This window comes from Blautia sp. 1033sp1_1033st1_G9_1033SCRN_220408 (assembly GCF_040929965.1).
GTDB lineage: Bacteria > Bacillota > Clostridia > Lachnospirales > Lachnospiraceae > Blautia_A > Blautia_A ammoniilytica.
In genome coordinates, this window is the sequence record NZ_JBFKZO010000002.1 from 241929 (window position 1) to 253534 (window position 11606).

Sequence of the window (11606 nt, forward strand, 5' to 3'; positions counted from 1 at the left end):
TAATTTCTCGTAACTGCAAAGGTATGAAACAGCTACGATCTCTCCTTGTATTTTTTTTCATTGTGATATAGAATATCACCTAAGTGTATCTTAATAAATATCCAAATTTAATTATTTTTAAGAGGACAGCTATGATTCAATTAGATAGAAAAGAAACAACTGATCATTTATATCTGGAAGTGTACCGATATTACCGTGACCTGATTCAAAACGGTAAAATGCTGCCAGGCAGCAAAATGCCTTCCCTGCGAAAATGTGCCCAGGAATTGAAATTAAGCAGAACTACCATAGAAAATGCTTATCTTCAGCTGGCTGCAGACGGATACATCCTTGCCAAAGCCCAAAGTGGATACTATGTAACTGAAATCTCTGTTCATCAACGCCAAAAGGCCAGTTCCAGGTACAGCCAGAGCGTAAATATCCGGTTTGACTTCTCCTCTGCAGGCGTAGACAGAGAAAGCTTCCGTTTCGACCTTTGGAGCAGGTATATCAAAAGTGCCCTGCGGCAGGATCAGCGAATGCTGACCTACGGCGAAGTACAAGGGGAGCAGGATCTCAGACAGGTGCTGGCTGACTACATAAGACATCGCCGGAATATTCAATGCTCCCCCGATGATATTGTGGTAGGTGCCAGTGTGCAGTGTCTTCTTCAGGTACTGTGCCCGCTTCTGAAAAGCAGGTACCACTCTGTTTCTTTTCCTAATCCCTCCTTTGTACAAGGATCTACCATATTTCAGGATTTTGGATTTCAGCTCCATTACAGGGATAAGAACAGCCAGGTCATCTACGTATCCCCGGCTCATATGACCAAATGGGGAGAGATCATGCCCGTTTCCAGACGCCTGGAGCTGCTTGAGTATGCAAGCCAGCGAGAAAGCCTGATTATAGAGGATGATTATGAAAATGAGTTTGTATATCTGCAAAAGCCAACGCCCTCCCTGTTTGGTCTTTCCGGCGGACAGAATGTAGTATATATTGGCTCTTTTTCCAGACTTCTCCTTCCTTCCATCCGGATCAGCTTTATGGTCCTTCCCCCATCTTTGTTGGATGCTTACCGAAAAAAAGCTGATTTTTACAATCAGACAGCCTCTAAAGCAGAGCAGATCGCTTTGTGCCAATTTATCAGAGACGGACATCTTGCTTCCCAGACCAGAAAGCTGAAACGATTATATGCCCAAAAAGGAAAGCAGCTGTGCCAGATACTTTCCACAGTTTTCGGCAAAGAATACAGCATAAAAATGGGGCCTGCAGGCACAAGCCTTGCCCTGACTCTACCCTGTGTGGTAAGTACCGATGTTGTTCGCAAAGAAACAGAAAAAAAAGGTCTTCGTATCCCTGTGCTGTCTGAAACGGCAGATACAAAAACCTTCCTGTTATCCTATTCAGCTATGGAAGTCCAGGATTTTCTCCCGGCTTGTCATATACTGAAAGAAACCCTGCAAAGTCTTTCAGTCTCTTGAATTATTGATCATATATAAAAGAGCGTTCACAATACAGGCTGCAATATTTGAGCCGCCCTTTCTTCCCTGGGCAACGATATAGGGAACCGGAGCTTTCATGATCAGCTCCTTTGACTGGACCACATTTACGAATCCTACCGGAACACCAATGATCAGCTCAGGTTTTAAGAAGCCATCTTCGATCAGTTCATACAGCCTTACAAGAGCTGTAGGTGCATTCCCAACAGCAAAGATCAGCGGCTTTGAAAGGCCTGCTGCCTTGTCCATACTTGCAGTGGCACGGGTGGTGCCGTTTTTTTTAGCATTCTGTGCCACATCCTCATCTGACATAAAGCAGTATACTTCTCCGCCATACCGTGCCAATGCCTTTTTATTGATCCCGGCTTTTGCCATCTGGGTATCTGTTACAATACAGGCTCCGTTTTTGATTGCATCCAGGGCATGCTGTACTGCCCCTTCTGAAAATTTCAGATTCTGAGCATAATCAAAATCCGCACTTGTATGGATACACCGTTTAACGATCAGCTCTGTTCCAGGAACCAGCTGCACATCCCCAAGCTCTGAGGTTATGATCTCAAAGCTCCTTTTTTCGATATCCATAGGCTTAACATTTTCCAGTTCCACCTTTATCATAAATTACACCCCTTCTTCCAATATGCTGTATATTTTCTTCATGTCCAGATGCTTTCTAAGCTCCGCAGCCAGGATGTTATACTGTGTTTCCTTAAAGGCAGCAAAATCAATGCCTGTCATAGAAGATACATCTATCCCTTTTCTTTCTCCAAGGATCCGGATCAAAGTCTCCACAACTTCCTCTTTATCAAACACCCCATGTACATAGGTTCCACATACATTTTCATGAAAAGCACCTTCTATCTTTGTTTCTTCCGGCTGATTTCCGGCCACCATCAGCTTTGTTGCGGGCAATATCCCCTCTTTTCTTACTGATTCTCCCATATGGATCTCATAACCTTCCAGGCTTACTCCTGACAATGCAGCAAAGATACCTGGCATTGGAAGAAACTGCCCTGTAACACGGGTTCTTGTTTTTTGACTGGCAAATACTGTATCCATAGGTAAAAGACCCATACCCCGGATTTTTCCGCCAGCCTCCACATGATAAGGGTCACTTAATGTATCTCCCAGCATCTGGTATCCTCCGCAGATCCCAAATACGATACAGCCTGCAGCTGCAGCCTTCAGAACAGCTGCTTCCAGACCGTTTTCCCTCATCCACAGCAAATCTTCCATTGTATTTTTCGTTCCTGGAAGAATGATCATATCCGGATTCTTCAGTTCAGACACATGCTGTACATAACGCAGGGATACCCCTTCTACACTTTCAAAAGGATTAAAATCCGTAAAATTGGAAATCCTGGGCACACGGATCACTGCAATATCGATCAGACCTGCCGACTGCTTCCTGTCAAACCGTTCCGTCAAACTGTCTTCATCCTCCACCTGGATATTCATGTACGGGGCAACTCCTACCACCGGGATATGGCTTCGCTCCTCCAGCATTTTTACACCAGGATCCAGAATGGTCTTGTCTCCCCGGAATTTGTTGATGATCAGCCCCTTTACCATATCACGCTCAGAAGGCTCCAGAAGGTCTACAGTACCGATCAGCTGGGCAAACACACCGCCCCGGTCGATATCTCCTACAAGAAGCACTGGTGCTTTTGCCATTTTAGCCATTCCCATATTAACAATATCATCATTTTTCAGATTGATCTCTGCCGGACTGCCTGCGCCTTCGATCACAATAATATCATATTCATCAGACAATTCCTGATAAGCCTTCATAATGTCCGGCACCAGCTTCTTTTTGTATTTAAAATAATCCCTGGCGCTCATAGTCCCCAGTACTTCTCCGTTTACGATCACCTGGGAGCCCACATCATTGGTAGGCTTTAAAAGGATGGGATTCATCTTTACAGAAGGACGGATCCCTGCTGCCTCTGCCTGCATCACCTGGGCTCTGCCCATCTCCAGACCTTCCTCAGTGATAAAGGAATTCAGTGCCATATTCTGTGATTTAAAGGGGGCCACCAAATATCCGTCCTGCCGAAAGATCCGGCAAAGTCCAGCTGCAAGAAGGCTTTTTCCTGCATTTGACATGGTTCCCTGTATCATAATCGCTTTTGCCATATTTCCTCCAATGCTTTTACCAGTATTTCATTCTGTACATGCTTTTTCACGGCAATCCGGTAATATCCCTTAGAAAGACCGGGATAATTGCTGCAATCCCGGATCAGCACTTTTTTTTGCAGGCAGGCCTGAAAAAGGTCCTCAGGGCCCTTAAAAAACAGATAATTGGCCATCGATGGATATACCTTAAGTCCTAGCCTGGTAAGTCTCTCCCTTAAATATGCTTTTTCCTTAAAAACCAGCTGTCTTCCGGCCTCCACATATGAATTTTCCAAAAGAGCTGCCATCCCTGCTGCCTGGGCTGGTGTGGAAATATTCCATGGCTGATTTTCTTCTGTCATTTTTTCCAGCAGCCTTGTATTTGCGCAAAGCCCATACCCAAGTCTTAAACCTGGCATCGCATACCTTTTGGTAAATGCCTTTATAATAAAAAGATTCCTGTAGTCTCCCAGTACTTTCTTCAGCGTATAAAGTGCCGGCTCTTCCACAAAATCAAGGAAGCATTCATCCACTACAAGAAAAATATCCAGTTCCCTGCACCTTTTCAGTATCTCCATAAGAAGGCATTGATCCATCAGAACACCTGTAGGATTATTAGGATTGCACAGAAAAACAATATCCAGCTCCGGCCGGAGAGCTTTCAAAAAATCCCTTTTAACTCGAAAATCTTCTTCCTCTTCCAGCCAAAAATGATCCACCTCACATCCCACACCTTGCAATGCTTGTTCATATTCTGCAAAGGAAGGACCTGTGACCAGCGCCTTCTTTGGCTTTCCTGCCCTGCACACAGAAAAGATCACCTCAGCTGCCCCATTGCCGCAGATGATCCAGTCAGGATCTACCTGCTCATATTTTCCGATTGCCTCTTTCAAAGGCTGATAGCCTACCTGTGGATACTCATAGATTCGCTCCAAACTATCCCTTGCCGCAGCCTTTACACTTTCTGGTGTTCCCAGCGGATTACAGTTTGCTGAGAAATCCAGGCAATCCCTGTAATGATAAACATCTCCGCCATGCACATGATTATTCATCTGTTCCTCCAAATCTTCAGGCTAATCTAATCAGAAATCCAAGCACTGTAAAAACTGCCATTCCAAGAACAGCAGTCCCATACAGGATCCGGTTTGCCCTTGGAATATCTTCGTATTCTACAGTCCTGTCCGGATCACCTATAGTGGGCTTTTCATACAGCTTTCCAAAATAAAACGCATTGCCTGCCAGCTGTACACCCAGGGCTCCTGCCATAGCCGCTTCGGTCTGGGCTGAATTGGGACTTGCATGATTGCGTCTGTCCCTTCGGTAGATCCTTGCTGCATTCTTCCAGTTAAAGCCGGTCAGTCCACTTGCTGCTACCATCAGCCATCCGGAAAGCCTGGCCGGGATAAAATTAGCCACATCATCCAGCTTTGCAGCACATCTGCCAAAATACAGATACTTGTCATTTTTATAACCAACCATAGAATCCATAGTATTGATGCCTTTGTACAAAAACATAAGCGGTGCACCGCCAATAGCCATAAAAAGCATAGGTGCGATCACTCCGTCAGAAGCGTTTTCAGCCACTGTTTCCACAGCCGCCTTTGTAACTCCTGTATCACTTAAGCTTTCCGTATCCCGTCCAACGATCATGGAAACCGCATATCTGGCTTCATCCAGGGTGCCGTTTACCAGTCTGTCATACACCTTCATGCTTTCCTGCTTCAGTGATCTGGCTGCAAGAAGCTGATAGCACCAGAAAGTTTCAAGAAGGAAAGCAGCCACAGGTACATACTTATATAATATATAAAGAATGGCAAAGGGCAGAAAATAACAGACTGCACATACCATAAAAACCATCACGATCCCTGCAGTCAGAAGTCCGCCTGGAGTATCCGGAAAAATCTTCCGAAGTCTTTTTTCCAATGCACTGATCAAATCACCGATCCAGCATACCGGATGTCTGATCCAGGATGGATCTCCAAAGATCAGATCCAGAACGAATCCAAGGGGAAGTGCAAGTATTCTCAGCATTTTCATTGATCTCCTTTGTTTTTCAGGGATTTTTCCTGGCGGAAGGCAAGGCACCTTTCAAGAAAGGCCTGTGGTATCCGTGGATTTCCATAATAATACAAATGAGGAAATCCTGCAAGTATTCGGTCACTGCCCCAAATACATTCCCAGCCTCTTAAGCTTTCCGGTTTTGATGCATGAAAGGCTTCTCCACAGCTGTTGGAATCAAAATAATGAAATTCATGGGCAGGTATGCTTCCCAGATCCGTATGTCCAAGCACAGAAAGCTTCTGTTCCAGAGTAATATAGCCAAACCTGGTAAGCCTTGGTGTTCTGTATGCCTTTCCTTTTATCACATCTGCCATCTGATAAAGCTTCCCATCCATACCTTCCATCTGCTGATGCAGGTACATAAAGCCTCCACATTCTGCAAGAACCGGCATTTGATCATAAATGGCTTCCCGGATCTGCTGACGCATTTCCTGGTTTTCCTCCAGCTGCTTACCATACAGTTCCGGATAACCGCCGTACAGTAAAAGTCCCTGTATATCCTTCGGAAGCTTCTTGTCATGAATTGGTGAAAATGGCACCAGTTCTGCTCCCATTTGCTGAAGAAGTCTGAAATTATCCTCATAAAAGAAACAGAAGGCTTCATCCTTTGCCAGTCCGATCCGAAGCTTCTTTTCTTTCTTTGGTAAACTCCATCCAAAAGAAGGATCCACTTTTTCCAGTTTATCTGGTACATCAATCTTTGATGCTTCCACGGCAAGCTTCAGGATCTCATCAATCTCCAGGGTATCATTCAAGATCTGGGAAAGCCTGTAAAGCCGCTGTTTCAGTCCTGGGATCTCCTCTGGAAGGATCAAACCAAGATGACGGCTTTCAATCAGGCAGTCCTCCACCCTTGGCACATAGCCAAGAACCTGGATCCCCAGCTGTTCCTGAACCAGTTTTTTCATCCTTGGATACAGCATGGCCGACATCTGGTTAAAGATCACGCCTTTAATGTGGCTGTTCTTTTTATATTCCAGAAACCCTTTGATGTAGGCAGCCAGAGAAACACTCATTCCTTTGCTGTTTACGATCAGGATCACCGGAGTATCCGTAATATCTGCCAGATCATAAGCACTGGCTTTTGTGGTCGTGCCTGCCACTCCGTCATAATATCCCATAACGCCTTCCATAACAGCCAGATCACAGTCCTTTGCATTTTCCTGAAGCAGATATCTGGTAACATATGGAGATGTAAAAAAGGTGTCAAGATTTCTGGATTTGGTACCGATCACCCTGCTGTGGAACATGGGATCAATATAATCAGGCCCGCATTTAAAGGAAGCTGCTCTGATCCCTCTGTTTACAAGCACCTGTAAAAATCCGCAGGTGATCAGGGTTTTTCCGCTTCCGCTAGCCCCTGCTGCAAAAAGGATCCTGGGGATCTTCATTTCTTTTCCTCCCTCTTCTGACAGGTGATGATATAAATAGGATTTTCTCCCATCATCATATGGTAACGTCCAATTTCTTTGGATCTTGCAGCGCTTATCTGCACAATGTCTGTTTCTGTAAACTGCTGATTCTTTATCACCTGCAAAGCCTCCCCTACGGTTTCCAAAGTAATACAGTTGATCACGATCCGTACTTCCGGATTCTTTTCCATAAGCAGATCTACGATCTGGGAAAGATTTCCTGAAGAACCTCCGATAAATACATGGGTAGGTGCAGGCAGACTTTTCAGAGCCTCCGGTGCTTCTCCCTTGATCACTTCCAGGTTGTCTGCTGCAAATTTCATTTTATTTTCAAGAATCAGATCTGCTGCCTCATCCTTTTTTTCGATTGCATATACTTCTCCATCAAAGGCCCTTAAAGCCATTTCCACAGACAGGGAGCCTGTACCTGCCCCCACATCATAGCATATGGCATCCTTTGGCAGCTGAAGCTTGGAAAGGGAAACTGTACGGATCTCTTCTTTTGTCATTGGCGCCTTGCCACGGATAAATTCCTCATCCCGGATACCATGCACCAAAAGCATAGGCTTTGCCTTCGGATTACAGGCGCAGACCACACATAAAGCATCCCCTTCATATCCGATCAGCTCTCCTGCTGTTTTTGCAAATATTTTTTCCTCAGGATAAGAAAGCTTCTCTCCTACATACAGCATCACATCTGACATGCCATAAGAAACCAGCTTTGCAGCCAGATTTCCGATTTCCCGGCCACTGCCAAGAATAGCAAAAACCTTTCGGTAATGGCAAATATAGTGGATCAGATTACAATTCTTTCCATGTGCGCTTAAAAGCTTTGCATCCTCCCAGGACATGTGGATCCTGGACATAAAATAAACAACTGAAGAAATCCCGCAGATCACCTGTGTGTCACTGCCAAGACCTTCCAGAAGCTTTTTGGCTCCACTGTAAAATCCCACATCTCCGGATAATACGATCAGAATATTTTCAAATTCCGGATGCTCTTCAATGTACTTCAGGATCGCTTCGCTGCGGTACTCATATACCACTTTCTGGCCTGGCATCCCTACACTGTCTGCCATCCTTCTGGCTCCGATCACAAGATCTGCTTCCTGAACTGCCCTTTTTCCCTGGATAGTAAGTGTTTCTTCAGAACCCATCCCAATCCCAAGCACAGTAACCTTTGGCTTTGCCAAAATCTGGAAACGCTTCTGCAAAAAACGTTTACATTCCAGAACAGTCAGCCCCTGCTCCTTTATGGGACGCCCAATAATCACCGGAACTGCATGGCAGTTTAAAGCCGCATCGATCTTTTCCTGAAAGCCTCCTGCCATCCCGGTATCCTTTGTGACAAGAAAATCACACTGAAACTGCCTGAGCATAGCTTCATTTAATTCTCTGGAAAAAGGCCCCTGCATACCGATCAGATGCTTTCCTTCAAATCCCATTTCCTTGCATGCACTGATTACGGAAGGAAGGGAAAGTACACGTGCGTACACCCGCTCCCTATAATCCGGAAGTCCTGTAAATGCTAAAAGCTCCTTGCTTCCTGTAGTAAGCAGAATATTTCCCCTGGTGCCTTTTAAATAATCCACAGCATCCTGAATGCTTTCTGTATAAACTGCCTGATCCTCATGTTTTCCCTGTGCCCGCAGGATCCGTACATACTCCGTATTTTTATTGTCACAGGCTTCCCGGATATTTTTCGTCACTTCTGCTGCATAAGGATGAGTGGCGTCCAGCACAAGTTCCGGAGACGTTTCCTGGATAAAGGCCTCCATCTGGCTTTCATCCATGCGACCTGCATGAAGCGCCACCCCTGGCAATTCCCCTGGGGAACGGGTGCCGTATTCGGTTGCTACAAGGGCGCATACAGAAATCTTCTGTTTTCCAAGGAACCTGCAAAGCTCATATCCTTCTGTTGTACCTGCAAACACAAGAACCTTATACATCTTTATATCCTCTTGGAGTTACCATTTTGCCGTTTATCACCTTTGTCTGAGAATTGCCAATAAATACAGTGGTAAACATGTCCACCTTTGTATCACGCAATTCTTTTAATGTCATGATCCTGGAGTTTTCCCCTTCTCTTGCAATATTTGACACGATCCCACACACTGTATCCGGGGATTTGTATGTCATCATCAAATCACATGCCTTCTGAAGATAATCATGGCGCTTATGGCTGGATGGATTATAAAGACAGATCACAAAGTCCGCCTGGGATGCGCCAAGAAGCCTTGCCTGGATCTTTTCCCAGGGGGTAAGAAGGTCACTTAAGCTGATCAGGCAGAAATCATGGATCAAAGGTGCTCCAAGCACAGAAGCTCCTCCAATGGCAGCAGTGACCCCGGGAATGATCTCTATCTCCACATCCGGATATCTTTCGCTGATCTCATAGATCAGTCCTGCCATACCATATACTCCTGCATCTCCACTGCAGATCATAGACACAGTCTGTCCCTTTTTTGCTTCCTCAAAAGCCATCACACACCGGTCCACTTCTTTTCTCATCGGTGTTGTCAGAAAGGCTTTATCACTAAAATGCTCTTTTACAAGATCGATATATACTGTATATCCAACGATCACATCACTTTGTTCAAGGGCTGCCACTGCTGCCCCGGTCATTTCCTGGTATGCGCCAGGTCCGATGCCTACCACATAGATTTTCTGTTTACTCAAAATGAATCCTCCGGTTTCCGGCTGCCAAAGCTGCTGTCACGCCACCTGCCGCCTGCTTTTTTTCTATCAGTACCCCTTCTTCCCCACTTGCAAGAAGGGCGCTTCTTTCACATACATTATCTACCCCTACCTGGGCTTTTACAAAGGATGAGGGTGTAAAATCCCCCTTCACAGCCTGCAGTTCCTCACTTGTATATACCTGGAAGGGAATCTTCCACTGCTCTGCTAATGCCACAAGGCCTGGCTCTTCTTTTTTGATATCAATGCTGGTCAGGGTCTTTACCCCTTCTTTGAAAATCCCGGTCTTTTTTAGGATCTCATTTGCTGCCTGAAGCACAGCTTCAGACTCTTTTCCCTTTCTGCAGCCCATGCCTAAAGCTACTGTTTTTGGTACTACATAAACGGTTTCCTCAAAAGGAGTATGCTCCTTATAAACCGTTACACTGATTCCCAAAAGCAGTCCTTTTTTCTTTGCTTCCTGCCTGTCTTTACAATAGACCAGTCCGGGCGGAAGACTTCCTTCCCATGGGAAATCGCTGAAAAATCCTGCTTTTTTCCCAGCAAGAAGGGCTGCTGACACTTCTTTAGCACCCTTCATATTGAAAATCCCACAGTCATTTTTCTTTGCAAAAACATCCACTGCAAAGCACTGATGAAGGTCTGTGGCAGTTGTTACTACCGGCATGGCATCCAGTATTTTGGCTGCTGTCCCAGCCAGTTCATTGGCCCCTCCCAGATGACCGGAAAGCAGTGAAATCACAAATCTGCTGCATTCATCCACTACCAGAACTGCAGGATCTGTTTTTTTGGATGCTACAAAAGGCGCAATACTGCGTACTGCAATCCCACAAGCTCCAATAAATATCACTGCCTGAGAATCCCCAAACCTGTCGCCGGTCCACTGACTACAAGACTCCTTTATTGAATCCGGCAGATATTTGCTTTTCTCCCACAGCTGTACACTGTGTCCCAGCTTTTCCAGGCCTTCTTTTAGGCGAAGCCCTGTACTTTCTCCTGTCAGGCTGTAGCATATCATGGCTATTTTCATTTCTTATCACCTGGACATTTCTCTTTTCGTTGATTATCTATTACATGGTTTTCGATGTACTAGTTGCTTCTCTGAATTCTGTTGTAAATCCCGGGTCATACAGCTTGGAACGGTCATACTTTGCACCCTTCACTGCATCTCCGATGATCATCAAAGCTGTCTTTGTAATATTATTTTCTTTTGCAGTTTGTGCCAAAGTTCCAACCGTACAAATGAATTTTTTCTCATCCGGCCAGGTTGCCTTGTATACAATAGCTGCAGGAGTTTCGGCTTCATATCCTCCCTCGATCAGACGGCGGCTTAATTCTTCCAGCATTCCTGTACTTAAAAAGATAACCATAGTTGCATGATGAGCAGCAAAAGACTGAATGCTCTCTCTTTCCGGAACCGGTGTCCTTCCCTCCATTCTGGTAATGATCACACTTTGTGATATCTCCGGAAGTGTATATTCCAGGTTCAGGGCACTGGCTGCTCCACAAAATGCACTGACTCCGGGACAATAGTCATAAGCGATCTTCTTTTCATCCAAAATATCCATCTGTTCACGGATAGCTCCATAAATGCAGGGATCTCCAGTATGCAGTCGGACCGTTGTTTTCCCTGCTGCTTCTGCCTTTTCCATCACAGAGATCACATCCTCCAGTGTCATTTTGGCACTGTTATAAATGGTGCACACATCCTTTGTATAGTCCAGAATCTGCGGATTTACAAGTGATCCTGCATAGATCACCACATCTGCCTCTTCCAGATACTGTTTTCCTCTTACTGTGATCAGATCCGCTGCTCCTGAACCTGCTCCAACAAAATGTACCATAG

Annotated in this window: 10 protein-coding genes; 1 reads left to right on the top strand and 9 read right to left on the bottom strand. The window is 45.2% G+C overall.

Annotation, left to right across the window (positions count from 1 at the left end; translation table 11 throughout):
- Positions 1-131: 131 nt before the first annotated feature.
- Entirely contained in the window at positions 132-1460 is a 1329-nt protein-coding gene (locus AB5916_RS02835) for a PLP-dependent aminotransferase family protein (RefSeq protein ID WP_368189162.1), read from the top strand.
- On the opposite strand, the gene AB5916_RS02840 is transcribed toward AB5916_RS02835, so the two are convergent.
- The 9 genes from AB5916_RS02840 to cobM are packed head-to-tail and all read right to left on the bottom strand — an operon-like array spanning position 1449 to position 11604.
- On the bottom strand, positions 1449-2090 hold the full coding sequence (locus AB5916_RS02840; protein WP_158421627.1) for a precorrin-8X methylmutase: 642 nt from the start codon (positions 2088-2090) through the stop codon (positions 1449-1451). The genes AB5916_RS02835 and AB5916_RS02840 overlap by 12 nt on opposite strands.
- Positions 2091-2096: 6 nt before the next feature.
- Positions 2097-3611, bottom strand: coding sequence for a cobyric acid synthase (locus AB5916_RS02845; protein ID WP_368189163.1), 1515 nt, complete (start codon positions 3609-3611; stop codon positions 2097-2099).
- Positions 3593-4642: a histidinol-phosphate transaminase gene (locus AB5916_RS02850; RefSeq protein WP_368189164.1), complete on the bottom strand. Its 1050-nt coding sequence runs from the start codon at positions 4640-4642 to the stop codon at positions 3593-3595. The genes AB5916_RS02845 and AB5916_RS02850 overlap by 19 nt, the downstream gene beginning before the upstream one ends.
- Before the next feature lie 16 nt (positions 4643-4658).
- Positions 4659-5621: an adenosylcobinamide-phosphate synthase CbiB gene (gene cbiB / locus AB5916_RS02855; protein WP_368189165.1), complete on the bottom strand. Its 963-nt coding sequence runs from the start codon at positions 5619-5621 to the stop codon at positions 4659-4661.
- Positions 5622-5623: 2 nt separating this feature from the next.
- Complete coding sequence (locus AB5916_RS02860; protein ID WP_368189166.1) at positions 5624-7042, bottom strand: cobyrinate a,c-diamide synthase; 1419 nt, start codon at positions 7040-7042, stop codon at positions 5624-5626.
- The gene (gene cobK, locus AB5916_RS02865; RefSeq protein WP_368189167.1) at positions 7039-9012 is read right to left on the bottom strand and encodes a precorrin-6A reductase; all 1974 of its coding nucleotides are present in this window, start codon (positions 9010-9012) and stop codon (positions 7039-7041) included. Before cobK ends, AB5916_RS02860 begins: the two co-directional genes overlap by 4 nt.
- On the bottom strand, positions 9005-9742 hold the full coding sequence (gene cobJ, locus AB5916_RS02870; RefSeq protein WP_191868051.1) for a precorrin-3B C(17)-methyltransferase: 738 nt from the start codon (positions 9740-9742) through the stop codon (positions 9005-9007). Before cobJ ends, cobK begins: the two co-directional genes overlap by 8 nt.
- Positions 9735-10790 (bottom strand): cobalt-precorrin 5A hydrolase, encoded by a 1056-nt coding sequence (locus AB5916_RS02875; protein WP_368189168.1) that lies wholly within the window; start codon positions 10788-10790, stop codon positions 9735-9737. The genes cobJ and AB5916_RS02875 overlap by 8 nt, the downstream gene beginning before the upstream one ends.
- A 40-nt stretch (positions 10791-10830) precedes the next feature.
- Positions 10831-11604 (bottom strand): precorrin-4 C(11)-methyltransferase, encoded by a 774-nt coding sequence (gene cobM, locus AB5916_RS02880; protein WP_368189169.1) that lies wholly within the window; start codon positions 11602-11604, stop codon positions 10831-10833.
- Positions 11605-11606 lie beyond the last annotated feature (2 nt).